24 protein-coding genes are annotated in these 26,102 nt (G+C 50.5%); 16 read left to right on the top strand and 8 right to left on the bottom strand.

Features of this window, described 5'->3' with window-relative positions:
• Positions 1-177: 177 nt before the first annotated feature.
• Both JI741_RS11430 and JI741_RS11425 read right to left on the bottom strand, forming a co-directional pair.
• Positions 178-990 (bottom strand): tetratricopeptide repeat protein, encoded by an 813-nt coding sequence (locus tag JI741_RS11430; protein WP_202009382.1) that lies wholly within the window; start codon positions 988-990, stop codon positions 178-180.
• A 60-nt stretch (positions 991-1,050) separates the two neighbouring features.
• On the bottom strand, positions 1,051-1,356 hold the full coding sequence (locus tag JI741_RS11425) for an HU family DNA-binding protein (protein WP_073142978.1): 306 nt from the start codon (positions 1,354-1,356) through the stop codon (positions 1,051-1,053).
• A 99-nt stretch (positions 1,357-1,455) separates the two neighbouring features.
• Here JI741_RS11425 and mutY point away from each other — a divergent pair, with 99 nt between their 5' ends.
• From mutY to JI741_RS11395, 6 genes are all read left to right on the top strand, one after another.
• Positions 1,456-2,520, top strand: a complete 1,065-nt coding sequence (mutY, locus tag JI741_RS11420; RefSeq protein ID WP_202009380.1) for an A/G-specific adenine glycosylase — start codon at positions 1,456-1,458, stop codon at positions 2,518-2,520.
• A 77-nt stretch (positions 2,521-2,597) separates the two neighbouring features.
• Positions 2,598-3,038, top strand: a complete 441-nt coding sequence (locus JI741_RS11415) for a single-stranded DNA-binding protein (RefSeq protein ID WP_202009378.1) — start codon at positions 2,598-2,600, stop codon at positions 3,036-3,038.
• A gap of 23 nt (positions 3,039-3,061) precedes the next feature.
• Positions 3,062-4,387: a gliding motility-associated protein GldE gene (gene gldE, locus JI741_RS11410; protein WP_202009376.1), complete on the top strand. Its 1,326-nt coding sequence runs from the start codon at positions 3,062-3,064 to the stop codon at positions 4,385-4,387.
• Positions 4,374-4,979: a gliding motility lipoprotein GldD gene (gene gldD, locus JI741_RS11405; protein ID WP_202009374.1), complete on the top strand. Its 606-nt coding sequence runs from the start codon at positions 4,374-4,376 to the stop codon at positions 4,977-4,979. The genes gldE and gldD overlap by 14 nt, the downstream gene beginning before the upstream one ends.
• A gap of 8 nt (positions 4,980-4,987) precedes the next feature.
• Complete coding sequence (locus JI741_RS11400; RefSeq protein WP_202009372.1) at positions 4,988-5,755, top strand: hypothetical protein; 768 nt, start codon at positions 4,988-4,990, stop codon at positions 5,753-5,755.
• Positions 5,756-5,863: 108 nt separating this feature from the next.
• A complete protein-coding gene (locus tag JI741_RS11395; protein ID WP_202009939.1) occupies positions 5,864-7,225 on the top strand; it encodes a dipeptidase in 1,362 nt (453 codons plus the stop codon).
• Positions 7,226-7,230: 5 nt separating this feature from the next.
• Here JI741_RS11395 and JI741_RS11390 read toward each other — a convergent pair whose 3' ends face one another.
• The gene (locus tag JI741_RS11390; RefSeq protein WP_202009370.1) at positions 7,231-8,433 is read right to left on the bottom strand and encodes a GAF domain-containing sensor histidine kinase; all 1,203 of its coding nucleotides are present in this window, start codon (positions 8,431-8,433) and stop codon (positions 7,231-7,233) included.
• A gap of 81 nt (positions 8,434-8,514) precedes the next feature.
• Positions 8,515-9,570, bottom strand: a complete 1,056-nt coding sequence (locus tag JI741_RS11385) for a PA0069 family radical SAM protein (RefSeq protein WP_202009368.1) — start codon at positions 9,568-9,570, stop codon at positions 8,515-8,517.
• Positions 9,571-9,681: 111 nt separating this feature from the next.
• On the opposite strand from JI741_RS11385, the gene JI741_RS11380 reads away from it, so the two are divergent.
• The gene (locus tag JI741_RS11380) at positions 9,682-10,554 is read left to right on the top strand and encodes a 1-aminocyclopropane-1-carboxylate deaminase/D-cysteine desulfhydrase (RefSeq protein ID WP_202009366.1); all 873 of its coding nucleotides are present in this window, start codon (positions 9,682-9,684) and stop codon (positions 10,552-10,554) included.
• Between the two features lie 25 nt (positions 10,555-10,579).
• Here JI741_RS11380 and JI741_RS11375 read toward each other — a convergent pair whose 3' ends face one another.
• On the bottom strand, positions 10,580-11,164 hold the full coding sequence (locus JI741_RS11375) for a 2'-5' RNA ligase family protein (RefSeq protein ID WP_202009364.1): 585 nt from the start codon (positions 11,162-11,164) through the stop codon (positions 10,580-10,582).
• 190 nt (positions 11,165-11,354) lie between these two features.
• Between JI741_RS11375 and fumC the strand changes: the two genes are divergently transcribed.
• From fumC to JI741_RS11340, 7 genes are all read left to right on the top strand, one after another.
• Positions 11,355-12,752, top strand: coding sequence for a class II fumarate hydratase (gene fumC / locus JI741_RS11370; RefSeq protein ID WP_202009362.1), 1,398 nt, complete (start codon positions 11,355-11,357; stop codon positions 12,750-12,752).
• Between the two features lie 55 nt (positions 12,753-12,807).
• Positions 12,808-13,452 (top strand): coiled-coil domain-containing protein, encoded by a 645-nt coding sequence (locus JI741_RS11365; protein WP_202009360.1) that lies wholly within the window; start codon positions 12,808-12,810, stop codon positions 13,450-13,452.
• Between the two features lie 145 nt (positions 13,453-13,597).
• Entirely contained in the window at positions 13,598-14,350 is a 753-nt protein-coding gene (locus JI741_RS32960) for a hypothetical protein (RefSeq protein WP_304494583.1), read from the top strand.
• 3 nt (positions 14,351-14,353) lie between these two features.
• Positions 14,354-16,054 carry a single-stranded-DNA-specific exonuclease RecJ gene (recJ, locus tag JI741_RS11355; RefSeq protein WP_202009358.1) on the top strand — a complete coding sequence of 567 codons (1,701 nt, stop codon included), beginning with the start codon at positions 14,354-14,356 and terminating at the stop codon, positions 16,052-16,054.
• Between the two features lie 3 nt (positions 16,055-16,057).
• A complete protein-coding gene (lptB, locus tag JI741_RS11350; RefSeq protein ID WP_202009356.1) occupies positions 16,058-16,837 on the top strand; it encodes an LPS export ABC transporter ATP-binding protein in 780 nt (259 codons plus the stop codon).
• A gap of 76 nt (positions 16,838-16,913) precedes the next feature.
• Entirely contained in the window at positions 16,914-18,437 is a 1,524-nt protein-coding gene (locus JI741_RS11345) for a GH3 auxin-responsive promoter family protein (RefSeq protein WP_202009354.1), read from the top strand.
• 61 nt (positions 18,438-18,498) lie between these two features.
• Positions 18,499-18,957, top strand: a complete 459-nt coding sequence (locus tag JI741_RS11340) for a DUF1801 domain-containing protein (protein ID WP_202009352.1) — start codon at positions 18,499-18,501, stop codon at positions 18,955-18,957.
• Positions 18,958-18,964: 7 nt separating this feature from the next.
• Here the strand turns inward: JI741_RS11340 and JI741_RS11335 are convergent, their stop codons facing one another.
• The 3 genes from JI741_RS11335 to radA all read right to left on the bottom strand — a co-directional run bounded on the left by JI741_RS11335 (position 18,965) and on the right by radA (position 21,949).
• A complete protein-coding gene (locus JI741_RS11335) occupies positions 18,965-19,888 on the bottom strand; it encodes a DUF6263 family protein (RefSeq protein WP_202009350.1) in 924 nt (307 codons plus the stop codon).
• 66 nt (positions 19,889-19,954) lie between these two features.
• Positions 19,955-20,563, bottom strand: coding sequence for a DUF2179 domain-containing protein (locus tag JI741_RS11330; RefSeq protein WP_202009348.1), 609 nt, complete (start codon positions 20,561-20,563; stop codon positions 19,955-19,957).
• 12 nt (positions 20,564-20,575) lie between these two features.
• Complete coding sequence (gene radA / locus JI741_RS11325) at positions 20,576-21,949, bottom strand: DNA repair protein RadA (protein ID WP_202009346.1); 1,374 nt, start codon at positions 21,947-21,949, stop codon at positions 20,576-20,578.
• A 107-nt stretch (positions 21,950-22,056) separates the two neighbouring features.
• On the opposite strand from radA, the gene JI741_RS11320 reads away from it, so the two are divergent.
• Together JI741_RS11320 and JI741_RS11315 are read left to right on the top strand one after the other, a co-directional pair.
• A complete protein-coding gene (locus tag JI741_RS11320; RefSeq protein ID WP_202009345.1) occupies positions 22,057-24,072 on the top strand; it encodes a transglutaminase family protein in 2,016 nt (671 codons plus the stop codon).
• A gap of 85 nt (positions 24,073-24,157) precedes the next feature.
• Complete coding sequence (locus tag JI741_RS11315; RefSeq protein WP_236676003.1) at positions 24,158-26,092, top strand: transglutaminase family protein; 1,935 nt, start codon at positions 24,158-24,160, stop codon at positions 26,090-26,092.
• The last annotated feature ends 10 nt before the right edge of the window (positions 26,093-26,102 follow it).

Raw genomic sequence — 26,102 nt, 5'->3', positions numbered from 1 at the left:
GGCGGGCCAAATGATGGCCCGCATTAGTAACCGGTGACCCGATTATTTCTTCTTGTGCCTATTTTTTCTGAGACGCTTCTTACGCTTGTGCGTTGCCATTTTGTGCTTCTTTCTTTTCTTACCGCTTGGCATAGTAATGTTTTTAATTTGTCCACCAGGTGGCGAACGGTTTAACAATTATTTCAAATCCTTCAGATACGAATCCACCGTGGCTTGCACGGCCGGATCATCATCCATCTGTTTCACTTTTTCGAGTTGGGCCTTTGCTTTCGCTTTGTCGCCCAGGTTTATCCAGGCAATGCCCAACAACATTTGCGCCTGTGTATGCTTCGGGTTGATTTTCACCAACGCCTCGAGTCGCTCAACCGCTTTGTCGTATTGACCGGATTGAAACGACAGCATGCCCATATTATAGAGCGCCAATTCGTTTTTCGGATCTTCGGCCAACACTTCGCGCAACATCGTGATGCCCGCCATGGGGCTTGCCGAGGTAACGTAGGTCATGGCCATCTTCGTTTTTATGTCCAGGTTCTTTGGGTTTGCTTCCAAAGCCTTTCCATAAAGCTCCCGGGTTTTTTCGGCAAGAACATTTTGTTTGCCCTTGTCGACCGCGAACGAATAAGCCTGGTAATAGAGATCACCGGCCTGGATCCAACTTTCAGTAGTATTTAAGAACGTCGATGCTTCTTCGGCAAACCATGCTGCGCTGTCAAATTTTCCAGCGATCTGGTACAATTTTGCTAAAGAGTCGGCAAAGATAGCATTTTTTTCTTTTGCAGCACCCTCTCTGAGTTGAACCCGTAAATTTCGGATGCTGGCCATCACTTCCTTCGGCGCCTGGCTGTGCATGGCCGGCGCGTCCTTCTTCGCAGAATCCTGCGGGTTGTCGGTGAGTGCACTGTCGTTATCCACCACCACTTTGGGCAATAGAAAGATGAGCCAAATGATGATGGCGCTGGCGACAAATAGAATGATCCTGGTTTTGAACATGTGGGCGGGTGGACAGCTGGTTCAGGATGGACGCTGAATGGCGCCCTCCGGAATCATGCGTTACTTTTCTTCCAGTTGCTTAACCTTGTCACTGTTCTTGATCTTGTTCACGAAGATCTTTGCCGGTTTGAAGCTGGGCACAAAATGCTCGTCGATGACCAAAGCGGTGTTGCGGGAGATGTTGCGGGCTATCTTTTTCTTGCGCTTTTTGTTAATAAAGCTGCCAAAACCACGGATGTAGATGTTGTTGCCATTCGACATGGACGTTTTCACAACGCTGAAGAACGCTTCCACCGATGCGGTAACATCGGCTTTGTCTACTCCGGTCTTTTCAGCGATTTCATTAATGATGTCTGCTTTGGTCACAGTGTTATATTTTTAAGTCGAAAAATTTTCGGGAGGGCAAATTTAAAGGCTGCCCCCAAAATTAAAAATGAATATTGAAAAAATCTGATAATCAGCAAGATGGACAAGCGATATTTCTCTGATAAAGTCGTTAAATGGTATGAGGAAAACAAACGGGACCTGCCCTGGCGCCAAACAAAAGACCCTTATAAAGTATGGCTGTCGGAGATTATCCTGCAACAAACGCGTGTGATACAGGGTTTGCCCTACTATCTACGGTTCACAGAAAAATTTCCAACCGTCCACGCTTTGGCTGCCGCCGCCGAGCAGGATGTGCTCCGGCTTTGGCAAGGGTTGGGCTATTACACGCGGGCACGAAACCTCCACAAGTGCGCACAAGAGGTGGTGAACACCTTTGGCGGCCATTTTCCCGACAATTTTGAAGATCTCAAAAAACTGAGAGGCATCGGCGACTATACCGCCGCCGCCATCGCCTCGTTTTCGTTTCGCGAACCCGTGGCCGTGGTCGATGGCAATGTGTTCAGGGTGCTGGCGCGGGTGTTTGGCATCGAAAAAGAAATTAACAGCCCCGAGGGAAAAAAAATATTCACCCAGCTCGCCAACGAACTCATCTCGAAAAAACACCCCGATGTGTTCAATCAGGCCATCATGGAGTTTGGGGCGCTGTTTTGCACACCCAAAAATCCCGATTGCCCTGCGTGCATTTTTCGCACCTCGTGTTTTGCCGCACAACATGGCCTGCAGGCTCAGCTTCCGGTGAAGGCGAAGGCCAAAGCAGCCCGCAAACGCTACTTTTATTATGTGGTGATGCAGAAGGGGAAGTCGCTCCTCATGAAAAAACGTGAGGCCAAAGACATCTGGCACGGCCTGTTTGACTTCTACCTCATTGAAAAAACCAAGGCGGTGAAAACAGAAAAGCTGCTGGCCGAGCTGAGCGCGTCTGGTGTGGCAACGCTCGACGCAAGCGAAGCCGACACCTCCACGGTCTATAAACACGTGCTGAGTCACCAAATCATATTCGCGCGATTCATTGTTGTTGCCGCATCAGCCTCGCAAGCCGTGGCGGGCGAGCCGGGGTTAAAATTCTATTCCTTGAAAAAAATCGCGGACTTGCCCAAGCCGGTTCTCATTAGCCGTTTTCTCGCCGATCGCCAGCTTTTATAGCCGGGTGGACCTGGGTATTTTTTGGTTTTGCTGGTAAGAGTCCGTTATTTGTAGACAGAAGAACCCAACTAAATTTTATGTCAGGAGTAAATAAAGTAATCCTTGTAGGTCGCCTCGGTAAAGACCCGGAAGTGCGAAACCTGGAAAACGGCGCCACGGTGGCGAACTTCACCATTGCCACATCCGAAAGCTATAAAGACAAAACCACGGGAGAGAAAAAAGAGATCACCGAGTGGCACAACATTGTGTTGTGGCGCGGGTTGGCCGAAATAGCACAGAAATATTTGCACAAAGGCGATATGGTTTTTGTGGAAGGAAAACTCCGCACCCGCTCATGGGAAAAAGAAGGCGTGACACGCTACACCACCGAAGTGGTGGGCGACAACATGACCATGCTCTCCACAAAAGGCAGTGGCGGCGGTTCGGGTGGCGGCTATTCTGCCGCCGAAAGCAGCTCATCGGACAGCTTCCGCGCCAGCGCAGGAGCCGATAGCAGCACAGACGACTTGCCGTTCTGATGTTTCACCAACGCTAACATCACGTGGACGATCCCCCCGGTTATACGCCCTCATTTGTTGAACTTTTTGCAGGACAGGTTTTGCAACATGTGTTGAGCCTGTCCTTTCTCTTGCTGCTCTTGATTTTGTCGGCGATCATCTCTGCCTGCGAAGCCGCCTTTTTCTCGCTCACCACCGAAGAGCTCGACGCCTTTCGCGAAAGCACCGACAAACGCGAACGAGACGTGGCCACGCTCATGAGTAAACCCCGCGTGGTGCTGGTCACCATTCTTATTCTGGACGGTTTCGTGAATGTGTGCATGATCACCTTCTCTGCCTTGCAATGGTGGATTTTGAACGATGCGTATAACCCATCCGTTTGGAAAGTCTTTGTCACCATTTTGTCGGCAGCGGCGATCATCGCGATTGTCGGCGAAATCTTGCCAAAGATGATTGCCGTTCCGCACAACAAAGCCATTGCCCGGCGGGCCATTGCATCGTGGAAGGTTCTGACCAACCTGTTCACGCCCGTGCACATGCCCATGCGCCGGCTCAACCAGTTTGTAGAACGCCTGTTCGATCCCAAAAAAATGCGAAGTCTTTCCAGCGAATTGCAGGAAGCCATCGAACTGGCTTCGGCCGACGATGCCACACCCGAAGGCGAAAAAGAAATTCTGCGCGGCATCGTGAACTTTGGCACGCTCACCGCCCGCGAAATTATGCGCCCGCGTTCAGAAATATCGGCCGTCGACATCTCTCTTGATTTTCATATGCTCATGGACCACGTGGAAAAATCGGGCTTCTCGCGCATCCCCGTCTACCGTGGCTCGCTGGACAGGGTTGAGGGTATTCTCTACATCAAAGACCTGCTGCCCTTTTTGGAAATGGGCGCCGACTATGGATGGCAGTCGTTGCTACGGCCAGGCTACGTGGTTGCCGAAGGAAAAAAAATTGATCAGCTTCTCAAAGACTTCCAGGAGAAACGGGTGCATATTGCCGTGGTGCAAAGCGAACAGGGCCACACCACCGGGCTCATCACACTGGAAGACATTATCGAAGAAATTATCGGCGACATCAACGACGAATTTGATGAAGTGACCTCGCCGTTTCAACGCATCGACGCCCGCACCTATATTTTTGAAGGCAAGACATCGCTTGCCGACTTTTGCAAAACCATGGAAGTGTCGCCTGCCGTTTTTAATAGCCGTCCTGGCAAACGCGAATCGCTGGGTGAATTTATTCTGACGCTGGGAAAGGAAGAACCCAAACCCGGCGACCAACTAAGCTTCGAACACCTTACCTTTGTGATCGAATCGATCGATCACAACCGAATAAAACGCGTGAGAGTAAACGTCCATGAGCAGGCTTAAACATTTTCTGAATCTTTCCTTTCCCATAAGCGCTGTGGTGGCGATTGGCTTTGTGCTTTCGTCATGTCAACGCGAATATTTGCCAAAGCCGCTGGGCTATAATCGTTTGATATTGCCCGAACATGAATACCGCAGTTTGCCCGACACGCTGCCCTACACGTTTGAGTATTCCAAACATGCCACACTGCTGGCAGACACGTCGCGCATCCGCGAGCAATCGTGGGTGGAAATTTATTATCCCACACTCAAGGCCAACGTGCACATCACCTACAAGCCCATTCAAAATCAAAAATTGCTGAAAGAATACTTCGACGATTCGTACACGCTCACGTCAAAACATCAGATCAAGGCCTATGCGATCAACGAAGTGATCACAAAAACACCCAGTGGAAAAACAGCCGTCATTGCCGAGCTGGAAGGCGAAGTGCCAAGCCAGTTTCAGTTTACGATGACAGACTCCACCAAAAACTTTATGCGTGGTGCGCTATACTTCAACACAAAAGTTGCCAACGATTCGCTGGCGCCTGCCATTGAGTTTATGAAGAAGGATATTATGCACCTCATCAATACGTTGCAGTGGAAGAAAAAATAAGACGATTTATGTTCCGATACTCCTGCTATCTTCTTTTTGTTTTGTGTATCGTTTCGTGCGTTTCCAAAAAGGAAACAGAAACAACCACCGACTCCACCACAGTATCACAAACCACCGACACACTTGCCGTCGCCAGCGGGCCGTGGCTTGACCTGGATATTGAACACATCAAAACGTATTCCTATACAGACACCACGATAACTTTTGCCGACCCTGCCTACAACGGGCCTCACGACCTGGAAGAACCAGAAAGTATAAAAACAGATTCGCGTGTGAAGCGCACAGAAGAAGGTCTGATCTTCAAGCTGAAAAACGGACAAACCAAAACGCTCAAAAACACTGACACCCAAGACCAGGATTATGCGTCATACGTTTTTCAAAAGAAATTTGATGACGTGAACCAATGGCTGGTCTTTGCCATCTTCTTCGAAAGTCACGGCTTTGTGATGATCGACCAGAACGATGGAACAGAAACCTGGATGTGGAGTGAGCCGACCTTTTCGCCCGACAAAAAATATTTTCTCTGTGGCTCGGCCGATATCGAAGCCGGTTTTGTTCCCAACGGTTTTCAACTGTGGACGTTCCAAGACGGCAAACCCACAAAGCTTTGGGACAAAGAACTTACCGACTGGGGCGCCGAAAGTCTGATCTGGGCAAAAGACGATGTGGTGTTTGGCAATCAGGTCTATCGCGACGCGGAACTTGGTGAAGCCAACCAGCGTATTGTTCGCATGAAACTATTCTGGAACTCGTCTCCAAAAAGCCCTGCGCCTTAGGGAGGATTCTGATGTTAGCCGCGTGACCTTTTTATTCACGCACCAATGCTTGCAGGCGCAAGGACCAAAGCATAATTTGCGCCCCTAACTCATTATCCTAACTTCATCATCATGGTTAAAGAATATATTTCCACTAACAAAGACCGTTTCCTTTCCGAACTTTTCGACTGGCTTCGCATTCCCTCTGTGAGCGCCGACAGCCGTCACAAAAACGATGTTCGGAAAGCCGCAGAATTTCTGCGCGACAAACTATCGCACGCCGGTGTAGACAAGGTTGAGATCTGCGAAACAAAAGGACACCCGATTGTGTATGCCGAAAAGATTGTTGACGCTTCGCTGCCCACCGTTTTAGTCTACGGACACTACGATGTGCAACCGGCCGACCCGCTTGAGTTGTGGACTTCGCCGCCGTTTGAACCGGTCGTTAAAGACGACAAGATTTTTGCCCGTGGTGCGTGCGACGACAAAGGCCAGGTGTATATGCACGTGAAAGCTTTCGAGACCATGATGAAGCTGAACCTGCTTCCCTGCAACGTGAAGTTTATGGTGGAGGGAGAAGAAGAAGTTGGCTCCGACAACCTGGGCACGTTTGTGAAAGAAAACAAAACAAAGCTCAAGGCCGATATCATTCTCATTTCCGACACGGCACTCATTTCGTTAGAACATCCGTCCATCACCACGGGCCTTCGCGGCTTGAGCTACATGGAAGTGGAAGTGACCGGACCCAACCGCGACCTGCACTCGGGTGTGTATGGCGGCGCGGTGGCCAACCCCGTCAACATTCTCTGCAGCATGATCGCTTCGTTGCACGACGAAAATGGACGCGTAACCATTCCCGGCTTCTACGAAAAAGTGTCTGAGCTGAGTGCCGCCGAACGCGAAGCTTTGAACAAAGCACCGTTCGACCTCAATGAATACAAACACGAACTGGGCATAGGCGAGATCAAAGGCGAAAAAGGATACACAACCTTGGAGCGCACGGGCGTGCGACCAACACTCGATGTGAACGGCATCTGGGGTGGCTACACCGGCGAAGGGGCAAAGACCGTGTTGCCCTCGAAGGCTCACGCAAAAATCTCGATGCGCCTCGTGCCCAATCAGGTGAGCGCAGACATCACTGCGCTGTTCACAAAACATTTTGAATCTATAGCACCAGCCTATGTGAAGGTGAGCGTGAAAGCCCACCACGGCGGCGAACCAGCGGTGACGTCAACAGCATCGCCAGCCTACAAGGCGGCGAGTCATGCTTTCGAAGAAGTTTTTGGCAAAACGCCCATCCCTACGCGCGACGGCGGAAGCATTCCCATTGTGGCGTTGTTCAAGAAAGAGCTTCACCTCGACACGGTGTTGCTTGGTTTTGGATTTGATACCGACGCCATCCATTCGCCCAACGAACACTACGGTGTGAAGAACTTCACGCTGGGCATTGAAACCATTGTGTCGTTCTTCAAATTCTTCGCGAAGAAATAAACGAATCAGTAAATCGAGAGCTTGGTTAGGGGGAGTGTGAAATAGAAACGGGAGCCGATCCCGGGTTCACTCTCCACCCAAATCTTGCCGTGCATTTTTTCAATCACCTCTTTGCAAACCTGCAGGCCCAGTCCCGTGCCTTTTTCGCCATGGGTGCCCACGGTGCTTCTGCGTTTACTCCAATCAAACAATCGCGACACGGTTTCGGCATTCATTCCCATGCCGGTGTCGGCGAGACAAATTTCGGCGTGCTGGTCATGTTGTTTTATCGACACGGCTATGTTTCCCTGTGTGGTGAATTTGTTTGCGTTGTGCACCAGATTGCGAACCACAAAACGCACCATGTTCGGATCGGCCCACACCCTGGCGGCATCGTCGAGATTTAACATGATTGCATTTCCTTTGTCGGTCACAGCGCTGTGGCTGCCAATTTCGTCGGCAATCAACGCGGCAATGTTTATTTGTTGCCATTGGGGGCCACCATCTTCAAACTGCGTGACGGCCCATTGCATGAGGTTGGTGAACAACACATCGGCGGTGCTCAACGATTTGCTCACCATGCCCAGAAGTTCGCTGAACTCCTGCGGCGACACGGCTTCCTGTCGGGCCAGTGTGACCACGCTTTCAAGATTTTTGATTGGCCCGCGCAGGTCGTGACCCAGAATGGAAAGCATCTTGCTGTTGGCTTCGTTAAGACGCTTCAGTTCTTTCACGGTGGCGCGAAGCTCGAGTTGTTTCATGACCTGCTTCGCCAATATTTTCAATCCAAAAAGTTGGGATTCTGTGAGGGCTTTTGGTTTACGATCGATCACGCAAAGAGTTCCAAGCTTGAAACCTTCGGGTGTCACCAGCGGCATGCCTGCATAAAAGCGAATGTCGGGATGGCCCTTAACCAGGGGGTTGCCGCTGAACCGAGCATCGCGAGAGGCATCGGCCACCGACATCACTTCTTCATCTTCCTGTCCGATGGCATAGGCGCAGAACGCGAAGTCGCGTGAAGTTTCTTGTGCATCCAGTCCTTTCCTGGCCTTGAACCACTGGCGATCGGCGTCGATGAGACTCACCAGCGAAATGGGCGTTTCGCACAGCTGCGAGGCCAGTTCAACGATGTCGTCAAAGTCCTTTTCTGCCGCAGTGTCCAGAATGTCGTAGTAGTGGAGGGCCTGCAGGCGCAGATTTTCATTTTCAGGTTTCGAGGGAATTATCATATATAAGCCTTAAACAAAATTAAAGCCCCGATTCATTCCCTGACAAGAAAGAAAAGGCCCAACGGCAGTGATGTAATTTTCTTAGAACAAACTCAGATTTCCACCCTTCCTGAATTTGGTGAGATCGATGGGAGGCATACGCCGATCCTTGAAATACTTCGCTTTCGAGGTTCTGAAGAGTTGATGAATGGCTTCGGCAAAATTTCCCTCGCCCGACATGCGTCGACCAAACTGCGAGTCGTTTACCTGCCCACCATGCATGGAGCAGATTTGATTCCACACTTTCTCAAATCGGTCTGGAAAATTCTTGCGGAGCCAGTCTTCAAAAATTTGTCCGATAGAACCGTTTAGCCGCACAATAGTCATGCCCACGGTCTGCGCGCCATGATCGGCCGCGGCTTTCAGCACAGCAGGAATTTCGTGGTGGTTGAGACCGGGAATGATGGGCGCATTCATCACGCCCACCGGCACACCAGCCTTTGCCAAAGCCTCCACAGTTTGAAGTCGCTTCAATGCGCTGGCCGTGCGCGGCTCCATCACTCGGCGAAGCGATTCGTCGAGCGTGGTGATGGAGATGTAGACATGAACAAGGTTATCTTTTGCCAGGTCTGTGAGCAAGTCGATGTCGCGCAACACCAAACTATTTTTCGTGATCATGCCCAGCGGGTGGCGATACTGTGCAAACACCTTCAACATGCTGCGGGTGATTTCCAGTTTTTTCTCTATGGGCTGATAACAATCCGTGTTGCCGCTCACGCTGATGGGCACCGGTTCCCAGTTGGGATTAAGCAGAAATTTTTCCAACAACGACGCGGCGTTTTTCTTCACCACAATTTTCGATTCAAAATCAAGCCCCGCACTGAAGCCCCAATATTCGTGGCTATTTCGCGCATAACAATAAATGCAACCGTGCTCACAACCCTGATACGGATTTGTGGAATATGCCATGCCCAGATCGGGGCTGGTCACTTTGTTGACAATCTTCTTGGGCGTTTCATAGAAAAGCTGGGTGGTGGGTGCGGTCAACAACGGCTCATCAAGCCCTTCAATATGTTCCTCCACATATTGGGCCTTCAGAAACTTGTTTCCGGTTTTGATTTGTGCGCCGCGTCCCTTAAAATATTCCTCCTCGTCCATGGCTGTTGTTCACTAATTATTTTAGTAATATCTCTAACAATATTAGTGTTGTCTTTTCACGTCTGCAATTTTTAAAAGGAGAATATTTCAGATACTTTGAGCCTTTCAACAATGGCCACACTATCGTATCGACCCACACCTGTGCACGAAATCCGGGACCCGCTTCTGGCCACGGCCGGCGTGCAGCTTTTTGTGAAGCGCGAAGACCTCAATCACCCGCTGGTGTCGGGAAACAAATGGTGGAAGCTGAAGTATAATCTGGAAAATGTTTCACAGCATCTTTCACGCACGGTGCTCACGTTTGGCGGTGCCTACTCCAATCACATTTTTGCTGTGGCCGCCGCCGCCCGCGAGCTGGGCTTCACCTCCATCGGTGTTATTCGTGGCGAAGAAACGCTGCCCCTCAACACCACACTCCAGTTTGCCAGGGAACAGGGCATGCATCTTCACTACGTGTCACGGGACGACTACCGGAAAAAAGAGGACTACGGATTTCTGGAAGCCCTCGCCAAACAATTCGGTTCGTTTGTGGCCGTGCCCGAAGGAGGAACCAACATCGAGGCGGTGAGGGGTGTGACCGAATTTGCGGAAACACTCGATCAATCGTTCAACTATTACTGCTGTCCGGTGGGAACTGGTGGTACGCTGGCGGGAATTATCCGCGGCGTGCCCGACACAAAAAAGGTGATCGGGTTTTCGGTATTGAAGGGCGAAGGATCTTTGCAACACGACATCAGTCAATGGAACCTGCACCGCCAGAACTGGCAACTTCTCACAGACTACCATTTTGGAGGCTATGCAAAATCAACTCCGGCACTGCTGCAGTTCATCGAAGCCTTCAAAACACAACACGGCGTGCCGCTTGAGTTTGTGTATACCGGAAAAATGATGGCCGGCATTTTCGATCTGGTGAAGAAAGGTTTTTTCGAAAGGGGTTCAACGTTGCTTGCGTTGCACACCGGAGGATTGCAGGGGAAATACTAAAAGGCATGTAAGCCGCGTGTGGTGGTTAAGCCACGGCTTCCTGAAGCTTGAACTCTTCAAACACTTTCCACACCCGGCCGTCGTGTTTGAGCAGGGCCACCTTATCGGCCACGAACTCGGCCTGAAAATTTTTTTGTTGAAACTCTTCCCAGGCGCGCTGATAGTTTGGCTTCTTGAGGTCGCGAAACGCCAGCGTCATGTGCGGGTGGAAGGGCATTTCTTTATAGTTGGCGTTGAACAAATTGAGCACGCGCTTGCAAAACCGGTGAAGATTCTTCTGAAGGTTGTCGAGCTCCTGGCTCATCACCACATTGATGAAGATGACCCGTGGCGGGAACGACGAAAAGTTGTCGAGCTTCACAGCCACGGGCGGCGTAGTGCGCGAAAAGTTGAGGAGCTGGTCTTTCAGTTCGGCCTCGTCTTTCTCCTTCCACTTGAACGGCATGTGCAAGGTGATGTGCGGCGGCGAATTGAGGGAAGCCTTGCTGTTGTAGTGTGTTTTAAAATATTCCTTCTGCTCCAGCGCCTCGGCATAGATGGGAGCGGGCGGGATTATCGCAATAAAATAGAGCTTCTCTTCTTTCGAATCGTCAGATAAGGGCCGCGGCATAGTATTGTTAAAGGTACGAATTCGCAGTAGGCCTCACAAACACAAATCACCTATCCGTCGTCAAATCCACGCCGTTCCCTGCATTTCGTCAACCTAATTCAAACGAATGAGACGCCGCTCAGCTTAAAATTCTTCAGATTGATTTTTCTTTTTAACCTTTTCCTATTTTTGCCCTCAAATTAAAAACGCTATGAATTATCGCATCGAGAAAGATACCATGGGCGAAGTGAAGGTACCTTCAGACAAATACTGGGGTGCTCAAACCGAACGGTCCCGCAACAACTTCAAGATTGGTCCCGAGGCCAGCATGCCAAAAGAAATTATCTATGCTTTTGGCTATCTCAAGAAGGCGGCAGCCCAGGCCAACCACGAGCTGGGATTGCTCTCGGCCGATAAGGTGGATCTCATAGCAAAAGCCTGCGACGAAATTTTGGCTGGCAAACTCGACGCCGAATTTCCCCTGGTGATCTGGCAAACCGGGTCGGGCACGCAAAGCAACATGAACGTGAACGAAGTGATCGCCTACCGCGCCCACGTGATCAACGGCGGCAAACTGGAAGACGAAAAGAAGGCCCTTCACCCCAACGACGATGTGAACAAATCGCAATCGTCTAACGACACCTTCCCCACGGCCATGCACATTGCGGCCTACAAGCAAGCGGTGGAGGTGACGTTGCCCGGCATCAAAAAATTGCGCGACACCCTGGCCCAGAAATCGGCCGAGTATAAAAACATTGTGAAGACCGGCCGCACCCACTTCATGGATGCCACGCCCCTCACGTTGGGCCAGGAGTTTTCGGGCTATGTGCAGCAACTCGACAACGGCATGCGTGCCATCAACAATGCATTGGAAATGGTGCGCGAACTTGCGCTGGGCGGCACTGCCGTGGGCACCGGGTTGAACACACCCAAAGGCTATGACGTGCTGGTGGCCAAAAAAATCGCCGACCTCACGGGTCTTCCGTTTGTGACAGCCCCTAACAAGTTTGAGGCCCTGGCAGGCCACGATGCCATGGTAGAACTGTCGGGCGCGCTGAAGCGTGTGGCGGTGAGCCTCATGAAAATCGGCAACGACATTCGTATGCTCAGCTCGGGCCCGCGCTCGGGCATCGGCGAAATTATCATACCCGACAACGAGCCCGGCTCGTCCATCATGCCCGGCAAAGTTAACCCAACCCAACCCGAGGCACTCACCATGGTGTGCGCACAGGTGATGGGCAACGACGTGGCGGTTTCCATTGGCGGCGCCACCGGACATTTCGAACTCAACGTGTTCAAGCCCGTCATCGCGGCCAACGTGCTTCAGTCGGCACGGCTGATCGGCGATGCTTGTGTATCGTTTAACGACAAATGTGCCGCGGGCATCGAGCCTAACCTGGCCATCATCAAACAACACATGGAGAACTCCCTGATGCTGGTGACTGCCCTCAACACCCACATCGGCTATGAGAATGCCGCGAAGATTGCCAAGAAAGCACACAAGGAAAACAAGACCTTGCGCGAAGCGGCAGTGGAGTTGGGACTGCTCACCTCGGCGCAGTTCGACGAGTGGGTGCGACCCGAGAAAATGGTGGGCAGCCTGGACTAGGCGATGATATTTACAAAATATTTGTACCTTTAATTTGATTTTAACCAAGCCGAGGATGAAAAAAAGAATTGTACTATTCTTCTGTCTCACGTTGATGGCTGCTGCTTCAACGCAGAGCTTCGCACAGCTTTCTAAAAAAGAAAAGAAAGAGTGGAAGAAGAAAGCAAAGGAATACGGGAAGAACCCCGCCAACCTGAAGCAACTCATTGAAGACAAACAATCCGCAGACAACACGGTGTCGTCGCTCAATCAGAAAGTGACGCAGATGCAGTCCAGCATCAGCGACAAGGATGCAAAGATTGCCGAACTCGAAGATCAGCTCACACAATTGAGAGGTCAGCTCACATCGGCCAAAGCCGAACTGGCCCAGTTGAAAGAAGCTCCAGTAGTGAACTCGATGGATTTCTCGAAAGGAGTGGTGTTCAAAGTGCAGATCGGTGCGTTCAAAAATAAGAACCTGCAAAAGTATTTCGACAACAATCCCAACTTCGGTGGCGAAGCCAAAGATGGCGAACCTCAAAAACTCACCATCGGCATCTTCCGCGACTATTGGGAAGCCGACACGTTCAAAAAATACATGCGCGAAATGGGTGTGAAAGACGCCTGGATCGTGCCCTACAAAGACGGGCAGCGTGTTGAAATCAAAGACGTGCTCGAAGGTGTAGTGGCCGACAAGCCTGCTGCTGGCTCGGGCGAATAGCATCGAAAAAAATTTATAGTGCGAAAGCAGTGCCCAAACGCACTGCTTTCTTTATTTCTACCGTTTCAGAAGGAAACAAATTTTCTTAAGAACAATACTGGATTATTTTTGTGAAATGGGGCGTCTACTGTTCTGGCTTACCGTTATGATTTTTCCCTCGCTCGTTACAGCGCAGGTTCGGGTTGGCAAACTGGTCATCAAAGCAAACCAATCTTACGACCTTGGTCAGTCCGACATTTTGGTGGCCGATACGCTCATCATGATGGACTCTTCGCGTTTGGTGCTGAACAAACTCAAGCCCGACAACTTCATCCGCGTGCAGGTGGCCGTCTTTGGCAATCATTGCGTCATAGACGGCAAAGGCATCAGCGGGCAACCGGGGCGGAACGGAAAAGCGGGCGTTACCCCCGTGGGACCGTGCATGGATGGCTCGGCGGGAAGAGACGGCACGAAAGGACTGGACGGCACACCGGGGATAAATCTTTTTCTGTATCTTGAAAGAGTTAGCCTGAAGGGCGTGCTCACCATAGACATCTCCGGCGGAAACGGTGGACGCGGTGGAAACGGCGGCAACGGTGGTGGCGGCAGTCCGGGCACCGTGCACTGTGTGGGAGGCAATGGCTCGAATGGCGGCAACGCCGGGCAGGGTGGAAACGGCGCCAACGGCGGCGTGCTCACACTCACCAGCAAAAAGACGCAATTGTTGCGCGACATGCTGGGCACAAAAATTATTGTGAACAACAACGGCGGTGCGGCAGGGCTCAGCGGACGTGCGGGCTATCATGGCGGCGCGGGCCTAGGTCCTTCTCGCAAGAATGGTAAAGATGGTGAGCCGGGCTCCGACAGCGTGAGCGGATTGACGGGCATCAAGGGCAGTGTTAAAATTGAAGCGAACTAGTGCATGGATAAAAGATGGTTGTTAAGAGACATTCCTGCCCAAGAGCAGATCGAACAGCTGTCGAAAGCCATCAATACAAATGCCTATTTAACGTCCATCCTCATTCAACGAGGCATCACAGATTTTGAGGCGGCCAAGAGCTTCTTCCGCCCTTCGCTTGATCATTTGCACGATCCGTTTCTCATGAAAGACATGCACAAGGCCGTGGCGCGCCTCAAGCATGCACTCGACAACACCGAAAAAATTCTGATCTATGGCGACTACGATGTGGATGGCACCACGTCGGTGGCCCTTGTCTATAGTTATCTCCGAAATTTCTATTCCCACTGCGAAGCCTACATCCCCGACCGGTATGCCGAGGGTTATGGCGTGTCGCTGGCCGGTGTGGAGTGGGCCGAACAAAATGGCTACACACTCATCATCGCCCTCGACTGTGGCATTAAATCGTCGGAGTTGGTGAAACTTGCCCGTTTGAAAGGCATCGACTTCATCATCTGCGACCATCACCTTCCGGACGAATTTATTCCTGAGGCCGTGGCCGTGCTGGACCCCAAGCAACACGACTGTCCCTATCCCTACAAGGAATTGAGCGGCTGTGGACTGGGTTTCAAATTCATGCAGGCCTATGCCCAAAAATACCGCGACGAAAAAGAGGTCTATCCCTTTCTCGATCTCGTTGCCGTGAGCATTGCTTCCGACATTGTGCCCATCACCGGCGAGAACCGCATCCTCGCCAACTTCGGTCTGAAGAAACTCAACGACGATCCAAGTCCCGGGCTGAAAGCGCTGAAAGACATTGCCGGCTTGCGAAATGAGCTCGACGTGTCGGGCATCGTGTTCACACTTGGTCCCCGCATCAACGCCGCCGGCCGTGTGGCCCATGGACGTGCCGCGGTGGATCTGCTCATTGCTGAAACAGAAGAAGAAGCAAACTCCCTGGCCGAAAAGCTGAACCTCAAAAACGAGGTCCGCAAACAATTTGATTCCGACATCACCGAAGAAGCCATTGCCATGATTGAAGGCGACGCCACACTGCGCTCGGCAAAATCGACGGTGCTTTTCAAAAACACATGGCACAAAGGTGTTATTGGCATAGTTGCTGCTAGATGTGTAGAGAAATATTACAGACCCACCGTGATCCTCACCGAATCGAACAACAAAGTGACAGGCTCTGCCCGCAGCGTGAATGGCTTCGACCTCTATGGCGCCATTCTGGAATGCAGCGACCTCCTCGAAAAATTTGGTGGTCATAAATATGCAGCAGGCCTCACGCTCGACATCACCAACCTGGCGCTGTTCCAACAGAAATTCGAACAGGTGGTGTCGTCTACCATAACCGAAGATATGCTCACACCCGTGATCGATGTGGACATGCCGTTGCACTTCGACATGATCACGCCCAAGTTTCTCACAGTGCTAAAACAAATGGCACCCTTTGGTCCGGAAAATCAACGACCCATTTTCGAATCAAGTGGCCTCTACGTGTTCAACTCGCTGTCGAGCTTCAAAGATCGCCACGTGCGGTTCCTGGTGGCGCAGTATAAAAACGAAAACATATTCCAGGCCGTAGGCTTCGACATGGCCGATCATTATGAACGGCTTGCCAAAGGCGACACGTTCAAGATGGTTTTCACCATCGAAGAAAATACGTTCAACGGCACCACGTCTATTCAATTAAGAATTAAGGACATCAAATTTCATTGAGTCATGATTTTGCGGGCAGAACACCTTATCAAAAAATATAAAACGCGCACCGTGGTGAACGACGTCTCCGTTCAGGTGGGTCAGGGCGAGATTGTGGGACTGCTGGGCCCCAACGGCGCCGGCAAAACCACATCGTTCTACATGATGGTGGGCCTCATCAAACCCAACGAAGGGAAAATTTTTCTCGACGACGAAGAGATCACACCCTTGCCCATGTATCAGCGCGCGCGCAAAGGCATTGGCTACCTCGCGCAGGAGGCTTCGGTGTTTCGAAAGCTCACCGTGGAAGAGAACATCATGTCGGTGCTGGAGATGCGCGACTTCACCAAGCAACAGCGCAAAGACAAGGTAGACATGCTCATTGACGAGTTCAGTCTGCACAAAGTGCGCAAGAACCGCGGCATGTCGCTTTCGGGTGGCGAGCGCCGCCGCACCGAGATTGCCCGTGCACTGGCTGTGGATCCAAACTTTGTGTTGCTCGACGAACCTTTTGCCGGCGTAGATCCCATTGCCGTAGAAGAAATCCAATCCATCGTGGCACGGCTCAGGAATAAAAACATCGGCATCCTCATCACCGACCACAATGTGGACGAAACGCTGTCGATCACCGACCGTGCATACCTGATGGTGGATGGCAAACTGTTTAAAGCGGGCACCGCCGAAGAATTGGCCAGCGATCCGCTCGTGCGCAAAGTATATCTCGGTCAAAACTTCGAACTGCGACGTTCAAAGCTGGCCGCACAACCCAGCGACAACTGGCCTGACCCCTCGGAAGCACGGTGAGATTTATTGCTTTTCTTCAAATTCGCCGCTGCACATTTCATCTCAAGTTTGTTATTTTTGAAAGTAAGGCTGTTCAATGGGACTGATCAATTCGATATTGACGTGGGTCATGCAAAAGCGCATTCATCAGATGGAGCTTTTCATCAAATATCCTATTGAGGTACAGGAAGAGATTTTCAAAAAATTAATTCAAACCGCCCGCTACACCGAGTTCGGCAAACAGTTCGACTTCTCCAGCATTTACACCTACGATCAATTTCGCGATCGTGTGCCCATTCACACCTACGAGCAAACCTATCCCTACATTGAGCGCCTCATGAAGGGCGAGCAAAACATTTTGTGGCCTTCGGAAATAAAATGGTTTTCAAAATCGTCGGGCACCACCAATGCACGCAGCAAGTTCATTCCTGTGTCGCAGGAGGCGCTTGAAGATTGCCACTTCAAGGGAGGCAAAGACCTGCTGTCGATCTACGTCAACAACTTTCCCGAAACAAAACTGTTCGACGGCAAGGGCCTGGCGGTGGGGGGCAGTCATCAGATCAACGAATTCGATCCGTCGGCCACATCCTACTATGGCGATGTGTCGGCGGTGATCATGCAGAACCTGCCATCGTGGGCGCAGTTCATCCGCACACCAAGCCTGGAAACAGCGTTGATGGGCAACTGGGAAGAGAAAATTGAAAAGCTCGCACGCGAAACCGTGAAAGACAATGTGACCAACATTGCCGGCGTGCCCACCTGGACGGTGCTGCTCATTCAAAAAGTGGTGGAGCTGGAAAAGAAAAACAACATCCTCGAAGTGTGGCCCAACCTGGAAGTGTTTTTCCACGGCGCCGTTTCCTTCACACCCTACCGTTCGCTGTTCGAGTCGCTCATCCCGTCTGACAAGATGCAGTATTGGGAAACCTACAATGCCAGCGAAGGCTTTTTTGGAATACAGGATCAACGAAATTCGGAAGAGCTGTTGCTGATGCTCGACTACGGAATTTTTTACGAGTTCATTCCCGCCCACGAGCTCGACAAAGAACACCCGCGTGCCTTACGGCTTGGCGAAGTGGAGCTTGACAAGAACTATGCGATGGTGATTTCCACCAATTCGGGCCTTTGGCGCTACAACCTGGGGGATACTGTAAAGTTCACATCGCTATCGCCCTATCGCATAAAAATTACCGGCCGCACCAAACATTTCATCAATGCGTTTGGCGAAGAAGTGATTGTTGAAAATGCCGAAGAGGCCATTACGCGCGCCTGCAAAGTGACCGGCGCCGTGATCGACAACTTCACCGCGGCACCCGTCTATCTTGCCGAAGGGCGACAGGGTTGTCATGAGTGGATCATCGAATTTAAAGTAGCCCCCAGCACGCTTCCCGATTTCACGCACGAATTGGACCAGGCATTGCGTTCCATCAACTCCGACTACGACGCCAAGCGGCACCGTAACCTCGCACTCATTGCGCCAAAAGTGCACAGCGTGCGCGAAGGAACATTCTATAACTGGATGAAACGCCGCGGCAAACTGGGTGGTCAAAACAAAGTGCCCCGCCTCGCCAATTCGCGCGAATATGTGGACGACATTCTGAAGATGATGCGCGAATCGTGACTACCTTTACCGGATCGGCAAAGTTTAGTACATTCACTTTTGCCAACTTGATCCGGCAGTCATGCAGCCCGTACGATTCACAACCCTATCCGCAACCAAACCACCAAAACCGAGTGTCAACAAATCGGTTGACACGGCCGTTCATTCGCGCTATAATCTAAACATCGTTTTCAACACCATCACGCCGCTGCTGATTGCCTACGAGCCCCGGTTGAAACTGAACACAAACTACTGCACACGCTATGATTTGTTTTCAGAAAAAGAAAACACGTTGTTCGGCCGACGACGAAAAGACATTCCGTTTCTATCGCTGGTGCTCCAAAAAAACTATGTAGGTCTCTACTTCATGCCCGTCTATTTTGATCCGGAGTTGAAAAAATCGTTAAGCAACACGCTGCGGGTCATGCTCAAAGGCAAGTCGTGTTTCCACCTCACGCACATAGACGACGCTCTGGTGCGGCAATTAAAGTCGCTGCTGCGCGCCGGCTACAAACTCTATCAAAAAAACGACTGGTTGTGAAGGCCGACTATTTTTTTGTGATGGTGTAGGTGGTCTCGGTTAAAATTTCCATCGGCACATCCATGTCCTGGGGAATCATGCCGCCGGCCAGCAGTGTCATTGTTCCCTTCAAGGTTGAAGAGATGGCGAGGTTAGAGGGCCATCCACTCTTGGCGTTCACGCTGGCTTTTGTGTTTTGTTTTCCCGAAAGATCCACCTTTGCTTCAAAGCCGCCGGGCAGCGTCACTTTTTTATTCTTGTCAATGGTGCTGAACACACCGTCGCTGTTCACTTTGGCATCGGCGCCGGCCAGGCTCACCAGGCTCCACGTGTTGTCGGCCTGAATGGGAAACTCCATGGGAAAACCATTTTTCGAAACCCATGTGTCGCCCTGCTTCACCTTCTTGTCTGAATAATAGACCATGGCCTGTTCGAAACTGTTCTTCAACGAATTTTTACCCATCATTTGCTCCATCGATTTTTTCACCTCGGCTTCTTTTTCTGCATCGAGGCCCAGGTCTTTCATGCCCGACCAAAGATTTTCGGAGTTCTCGATGTCCTCCACAAAACCGCGCTTGTTCAGAATCACATAAAAAACTTTGTTCATCATGGATTTAAACAATTTGTTCTGCACCGTTTGTTCTTCGCCCTGGCTGTCCATCACCATTTCGCCCATCACAGACTTCGTGGTGTTTTTCATTTGGGTGAATTGGGTTTCCAACTTTGCACCCGTGGCGGTGACGGCAACCACTTTATATTTCACGTTGCCGCTCATGGCATTTTCGGCAACCTGGTCCATGCCCATAATGGTTTGTTTGATGGTTTGTTTTGTCGACTGCACCATTGTGTATTCATCGCCCACGCGAAACGAATATTCCAGCTTCACATCGGCCGGAGGAAAGGTGAACGCTGAAGCAACAAGCAGAACAAAAAACAAGCTGTATCTTTTCATGGTATTCATTTTTTACAAAGTTGGTGGTGATGATTCTATTTTCTGAAACGTTCGCAAAGTATTTTTCTATTGACGGCGTGTTCCTTTCAGCCACGACGCAATGCTCCACCGTGTGGTCTCTTCCACAACAGTGCCACTTTCGGCAGCGCGGTTCACTTTCTCTACGGTATAGAAAGCCGACGGAAGCATGTCTTTTAGCGTGAACAACAACTCGTCCAGATTTTCGCGTTCCAGCACCGTGAACACCAGGTTTTCTTCACCACTGGGGCCCTCGGCACTCACACGCGTGTAGCGGAAATTCATTTTGGAAAGATACGCCAAAAGTTCGTGCACGTCTTTGCGGGTAATGATCCGCACAATCACTTTGCCATAGGCAATATGCTCTTCAATGATCATGCCCACAAAAATGCCCGATGCAAAACCGGCCGGATAGGCCACATAACAAATCCAGTTGTCGAGGTGTTCGAAAATCTGGCGTATGGCCATGAGCCAGATAAACGATTCGAAAAAACCCAGCACGGTGGCCGTCCACTTTCTTCCGCCCAACACATAGATGATGCGGATGGTGTTGATAGACACGTCGCCAATGCGCGCCAGAAAAATCAACAGCGGCAGCAACAGATAGCTGAACACCTGCTCAGGCACACCCAATGTTTCTGTGAAAAAACTTTCCATAACGCTTGATGGTTAGCCAAACAAATCCTCGAATACTTCGGTGAGTTTTCCAAACGACTTTATGACGATCTTCGTGTTCTTCAGCCCCACGGCACGCTGACTGAATTTCGAAATATAAATTTCCTGGAAACCAAGCTTCTCGGCTTCCGAAATACGCTGATCGATTTTATTCACCGCACGAAGTTCGCCGCCCAAACCCACTTCGGCCGCAAAGCAAATTTTGTCCGACAGCGAAATTTCTTCCATCGACGAAATGATCGAGATGCACACGGCGAGATCGATCGCCGGGTCTTCCACATAGATGCCGCCCGCCATGTTCAGGAAAACATCCTGTGTGCCCATGCGAAAGCCACAGCGTTTTTCGAGCACGGCAAGCAACATGTTGAGACGCTTCTGATCAAAGCCCGTGGGTGTGCGCTGCGGTGTGCCGTAGGAAGCCGGGCTCACCAACGACTGAATTTCGATGAGCAACGGCCGGTTGCCTTCTATGGTCGCGCCAATGGTGACGCCGCTGAGTGGTCCGTCTTTTTGGGAGATAAGAATCTCCGACGGGTTCGACACTTGTCGCAACCCGGTGCCTAACATTTCATAAATTCCAATCTCTGACGTAGATCCGAAACGGTTTTTCGTTGTGCGCAATATGCGATAGGCAAGGTGGCGGTCGCCTTCAAACTGCAGCACAGTGTCGACCATGTGTTCGAGCACCTTGGGACCCGCCAGCATGCCGTCTTTGGTGATGTGGCCAATGAGAAACACGGGCGTGTCGGTTTCTTTTGCAAACTTCATGAGCTCTCCCGCACACTGCCGCACCTGGCCAATACTTCCGGCAGTTGAGTCCAGCTGCGACGAATGCAGGGTTTGGATGGAGTCTATGATGAGCACATCCGGTTCCACGGCTTCCACCGCCAGAAAAATATTTTTGGTGTTGGTTTCTGTGAGGATATAAAAATTGTCGGACGAACTGCCCAGGCGCTCGGCGCGCATTTTGATTTGCTGTTCGCTTTCTTCTCCCGACACATAGAGCACACGCTGCGATTGCAACAGCAAGCCTACCTGCAGCATGAGTGTAGATTTGCCAATGCCGGGCTCGCCGCCAATGAGCACCAACGATCCGGGCACAATGCCACCGCCCAGCACGCGATTCAATTCTTCGTCGATTGAATTGATGCGTATTTCTTCGGCGGTTTCAATTTGCGTGAGCGTTTTTGGCTTCACGGTTTTGGAGCGTGGAGATTCCTGGCGCCATTCGTTTTTGTTGCCATCATCTTTTTTCACAACCTCCTCTGCAAAGGTATTCCACGCGCTGCAAGACGGGCATTTGCCCAACCATTTGGCCGATTCGTAGCCGCAGGACTGACAAAAGAATGTAGTTTTTGTTTTCGCCATCGAATCGTAAACATACTAAAGTCTGCAGGCCAGCCCACGAGCGCGCAACAGGAATATTTAAGAAACTCACGCTTTTTTTTATCTTTGCGTCCATAAACCTAGGTTGTATGAAAACGTTGTTTTCGGGGCTGTTATTGGCCCTCGTTGTGAGCCACGCCTCCGCTCAAAAAGCTCCTGTCAAATTTGGCGATGTTCCGCTCGAAGATTTGCAAATGAAACGCTACCCGCTCGACTCCTCTGCTTCGGCCGTGGTGCTGGCGGACTATGGACAGTCTACGCTTGAATTCGATCAGACCAACGGATTCTTTCTTCTCTTCGAACGCACCACACGCATCAAGATTCTCACGAAAGAAGGATTGGACGAAGCCAACTTCACAATCCCGCTCTATCACAATGGCTCGGCCGACGAAAAAGTCTCGGGTCTGAAGACGGCAACCTACAACCTCGAAAATGGAAAGGTGGTTGAGACTCGTGGCAAAAGCGACAACGTGTTCAAAGAAAAATACGATGCCAACGTCGACCTCATGAAGGTGACGTTGCCCGCCGTGAAAGAAGGCTCCGTGGTGGAGATCACCTATAAAGTAAACTCCGACTTCTTTGTCAATCTTCAAGACTGGGAATTTCAGCGCACCATCCCGGTTCGCCTCAGTGAATACCGGGCCAACATTCCCGAATATTTCAGCTACGACAAATACATGCAGGGCTATCTCACCTTGTTTGTGAACGAACAAAAAGAAGAAGCCAGCTCCATCACCTTCAACAACAAGGAACGATCGGGCGGCAACGTGAGCACTACTACCTACAGCCAGGACAAATTAGACTTCAGGCAAATCCGCCACCGCTGGGTTGTGAAAGACGCACCTGCGTTTAAGGTGGAGCCGTTTCTCACCACTTACCGCGACTATATTTCAAAAATAAATTTTGAACTGTCGTATATAAAGTATCCCAACCAACCCATCAAACCCTACCTGGGCACATGGGGAGAAATTTGTGAAAAGCTAAACACCGACGAAGACTTTGGAGGTGAAGTACGGGGCAATGGATTTCTGAAGAAATATGTAGAGGAAGCCACAGCCAAGGCCACCACACCAGAAGAAAAAGTGATCGCCCTTCACAAGTTTGTGGCCGACCGCATGACCTGGAACGGCGAGAGCAGAAAATATACGGCGTCTTCGTTGAAAAAAGTGTTTGAAGAAGGAAAAGGAAACTCAGCCGAAATAAACCTGTTGCTTGCCTCCATGCTGGAGAAAGCAGAGCTCGAAGCCTACCCGGTGTTGATAAGCACACGCGACCACGGCTTTGTGCGCGAATCGGTTGCAATACTCGACCAGTTTAACTATGCCATTTGCGCCGTGAAACTGAACGACAAAGTGATGTTGCTCGATGCCACCGACAACCTGCTGCCCTCGGGCGTGTTGCCCGAGCGTTGCCTCAACGGCCAGGGTCTGTTGGTTTCAAAAGCAGGTCCGCAGTGGGTAGCGTTGAAGGCACCCAAGTCGCGCAAAGTTGTGAGCGCCAATTTGGTGGTGAGTCAAAACGGAGGTCTCAAGGGTAGCTTCAAGGTTGATCAGTCTGGCTACTATGCGCGCAAGAGCCGCAAAGAATATTTTGCCTCGGGCGAGAAAGATTATGTTAAAAACGTTTTTGATGAGCACACGTGGCAAATAGACAAAAGCACGTTTCAAAATCACAAAGACGTGACCCAGGTCTTCAAAGAAGAATACGACGTGACGCTCGAAGAAGGTGGCGCCGATGCCATCGACGTGATTTATCTTGATGTGGTGTCACTGTCGCGCGACAAGGAGAATCCTTTCAAAGCCGAAAAGCGCGAATACCCCGTTGACTTTGGCAGTCCCTACGAAGAAATGTATCTCGCACGGATCGTGATTCCCGAGGGCTATGTGGCCGACGAAATTCCGAAGCCGAAAATCCTTTTGCTTCCCGAAAACAGCGCCAAATATTCCTACAACATCACCCAGTTCGGCAACACGCTGAACGTGGCCAGCCAGCTGCAGGTAAACAGAAGTCTTTTCACACAGGACGAGTATGTTCACCTGCGGGAGTTCTATGCGCAAATGGTGGCCAAGCAGGCAGAGCAGATTGTATTGAAGAAAAAACAATAGGCCTGGCAGGATTGCGCGGCGGCGAACAACGTTAGAGATTGATTGCTCTCTCCATAATTTTCTACTTCAAATAATAGCAGTTGCAATGAAAGGCTTGTCTGTAGCACTGTTGATAACGCTCATTGCGTGTTGCGGCTACGCCCAAAAGTCGCCGATGAAATTCGGCATATTGCCACTCGAAGACTTGAAAATGGAGGTCTACGACAAGGATTCATCCGCAGCCGCGGTAATTCTTGCCGACTATGGTGAGGCGTATCTCGAATTTCATTCGCTGCGGTTTGAGCGTCATGTACGCATCAAAATTTTAAGAAAAGAAGGTTTGGGCTGGGCGGATGTACAGATCCCACTGTTTCGTGTTTCCGGGCTGGAAGAAAGAGTGACAAAGCTTAAAGCGTCTACTTTCAATCTGGAAAACGGACGGCTTGTTGAAACCTCGCTTGATGGAGAAAGTGTTTTCAAAGAAAAGTTTAACACAAACATCAACCTCTACAAATTCACATTTCCCAATGTGAAGGAGGGTTCCATCATCGAGTATTCGTACACACTTGTTTCCGACTTTCTTGCAAATTTTCCCAATTGGCAATTCCAATATAAAATTCCGGTTCGATTTAGCGAATACTGGGCCGTGCTTCCAGACTATCTGGTATTTCAAAAGTTCATGCAAGGCTACATTCCGCCTACGCTTTTTGAGGTAAAGGAGAGACTGGGTTCGGCAAACTATCGGGTGTATACACATCATTGGATTTCTAAAGATGTTCCGGCATTCAAGACGGAGCCCTTCATGACTTCCGAACACGACTATGTATCCCAAATCAACATGGCGCTTTCGCATTTAAGCTATCCACGGTCGCCGTTGTTCGAGATCATGGGGAGTTGGAAAAAGCTCAACGACAGATTGCTGGAAAGCGAAGGCTTTGGCAGAACCATAACCGGATCGAATTTCCTCAAAGCAAAAACCAAGGAACTGACCGATGGCAAGGTCAACCAAATGCAAAAGTTGGAAGCGATTTTCAACTACGTACAGCAAACGCTGGAGTGGAATGGAAGTAAAGACAAATACCCCGACGACGATCTCAAGAAAGTAGTCGAACAGCAAAAAGGCACCGCTGCCGATATCAACATTGTGCTGGCATCGATGTTAGAAAAGGCAGGCATTGCCGTAGACATGGTTCTGCTCAGCACGCGCGACCACGGCTTTGTGCGACCGGAGTATCCCATGGAGCGGCAACTAAACTACGCCATTGCCCTGGCACGTGTTGAAGACAAGACGTTCCTGCTCGATGCAACGGAGAAATACCTTCCCATGGGCACATTACCCGAACGATGCCTCAACGGACAAGGCTTGGTCATTTCACCAACACGCCACGGCTGGATCGATCTGGAACCCAAGATCAAATCGCGCACGTCTATAAATTCCGATCTCGTGCTGACCGATACGGGCGAATTGAATGGCACGATCAACTATACATACGATGGCTATGCCGCCCAAACGGTAAGAGAAAAATATACTACCAAGGGCGAAGCCGATTACTTAAAGGATTTTCTCTCTACACGGTCCTGGGACGTTCGGTCGAGCAAAATTCAAGACATAAAAGATGTTAACAAGAGCCCGCGTCAAAGTCATGAGCTCACCATACGCGATCACACCACGATGGCCGGAGATGTCATTTACATAAACCCGCTGCTTTCCGAGCAAACAAAAGAGAACATCTTTAAAGCCGAAACAAGAGAGTATCCGGTCGACTTCGGAACACCCAGCGAAATAAAATACCTGGCGCGCTTCACCGTGCCGCCCGGATTTGTTGTGGATGAAATGCCAAAGCCGAAATTGGCGGTTCTGCCCGACAACGCAGCCAAGTTCTCTTACGCCACAACACAAGTGGGCGATGTGATTAGTGTTGTTAGTGTGCTCCAGATAAACAAAAGCATGTTTGTTCAAGACGAGTATCCGCCGCTACGCGAGTTCTATAATCTCATCGTAGCCAAACATGCCGAACAGATTGTATTAAAGAAAAAGTAATATACTATAC

The sequence above is a fragment of the Chryseolinea lacunae genome, from assembly GCF_016735595.1.
In the GTDB taxonomy this organism is placed as follows: domain Bacteria; phylum Bacteroidota; class Bacteroidia; order Cytophagales; family Cyclobacteriaceae; genus Chryseolinea; species Chryseolinea lacunae.
This window is presented reverse-complemented; position numbering and strand designations above follow the sequence as displayed.

What these genes read in the sequence shown, in the direction of transcription:
- JI741_RS11430 (WP_202009382.1), bottom strand. Translation starts at nt 990, where the DNA reads ATGTTCAAAACCAGGATCATTCTATTTGTCGCCAGCGCCATCATCATT.
- mutY (WP_202009380.1), top strand. Translation starts at nt 1,456, where the DNA reads ATGGACAAGCGATATTTCTCTGATAAAGTCGTTAAATGGTATGAGGAA.
- JI741_RS11415 (WP_202009378.1), top strand. Translation starts at nt 2,598, where the DNA reads ATGTCAGGAGTAAATAAAGTAATCCTTGTAGGTCGCCTCGGTAAAGAC.
- gldD (WP_202009374.1), top strand. Translation starts at nt 4,374, where the DNA reads ATGAGCAGGCTTAAACATTTTCTGAATCTTTCCTTTCCCATAAGCGCT.
- JI741_RS11400 (WP_202009372.1), top strand. Translation starts at nt 4,988, where the DNA reads ATGTTCCGATACTCCTGCTATCTTCTTTTTGTTTTGTGTATCGTTTCG.
- JI741_RS11390 (WP_202009370.1), bottom strand. Translation starts at nt 8,433, where the DNA reads ATGATAATTCCCTCGAAACCTGAAAATGAAAATCTGCGCCTGCAGGCC.
- JI741_RS11385 (WP_202009368.1), bottom strand. Translation starts at nt 9,570, where the DNA reads ATGGACGAGGAGGAATATTTTAAGGGACGCGGCGCACAAATCAAAACC.
- JI741_RS11380 (WP_202009366.1), top strand. Translation starts at nt 9,682, where the DNA reads ATGGCCACACTATCGTATCGACCCACACCTGTGCACGAAATCCGGGAC.
- JI741_RS11375 (WP_202009364.1), bottom strand. Translation starts at nt 11,164, where the DNA reads ATGCCGCGGCCCTTATCTGACGATTCGAAAGAAGAGAAGCTCTATTTT.
- fumC (WP_202009362.1), top strand. Translation starts at nt 11,355, where the DNA reads ATGAATTATCGCATCGAGAAAGATACCATGGGCGAAGTGAAGGTACCT.
- JI741_RS11365 (WP_202009360.1), top strand. Translation starts at nt 12,808, where the DNA reads ATGAAAAAAAGAATTGTACTATTCTTCTGTCTCACGTTGATGGCTGCT.
- JI741_RS32960 (WP_304494583.1), top strand. Translation starts at nt 13,598, where the DNA reads ATGATTTTTCCCTCGCTCGTTACAGCGCAGGTTCGGGTTGGCAAACTG.
- recJ (WP_202009358.1), top strand. Translation starts at nt 14,354, where the DNA reads ATGGATAAAAGATGGTTGTTAAGAGACATTCCTGCCCAAGAGCAGATC.
- lptB (WP_202009356.1), top strand. Translation starts at nt 16,058, where the DNA reads ATGATTTTGCGGGCAGAACACCTTATCAAAAAATATAAAACGCGCACC.
- JI741_RS11345 (WP_202009354.1), top strand. Translation starts at nt 16,914, where the DNA reads ATGGGACTGATCAATTCGATATTGACGTGGGTCATGCAAAAGCGCATT.
- JI741_RS11340 (WP_202009352.1), top strand. Translation starts at nt 18,499, where the DNA reads ATGCAGCCCGTACGATTCACAACCCTATCCGCAACCAAACCACCAAAA.
- JI741_RS11335 (WP_202009350.1), bottom strand. Translation starts at nt 19,888, where the DNA reads ATGAAAAGATACAGCTTGTTTTTTGTTCTGCTTGTTGCTTCAGCGTTC.
- JI741_RS11330 (WP_202009348.1), bottom strand. Translation starts at nt 20,563, where the DNA reads ATGGAAAGTTTTTTCACAGAAACATTGGGTGTGCCTGAGCAGGTGTTC.
- radA (WP_202009346.1), bottom strand. Translation starts at nt 21,949, where the DNA reads ATGGCGAAAACAAAAACTACATTCTTTTGTCAGTCCTGCGGCTACGAA.
- JI741_RS11320 (WP_202009345.1), top strand. Translation starts at nt 22,057, where the DNA reads ATGAAAACGTTGTTTTCGGGGCTGTTATTGGCCCTCGTTGTGAGCCAC.
- JI741_RS11315 (WP_236676003.1), top strand. Translation starts at nt 24,158, where the DNA reads ATGAAAGGCTTGTCTGTAGCACTGTTGATAACGCTCATTGCGTGTTGC.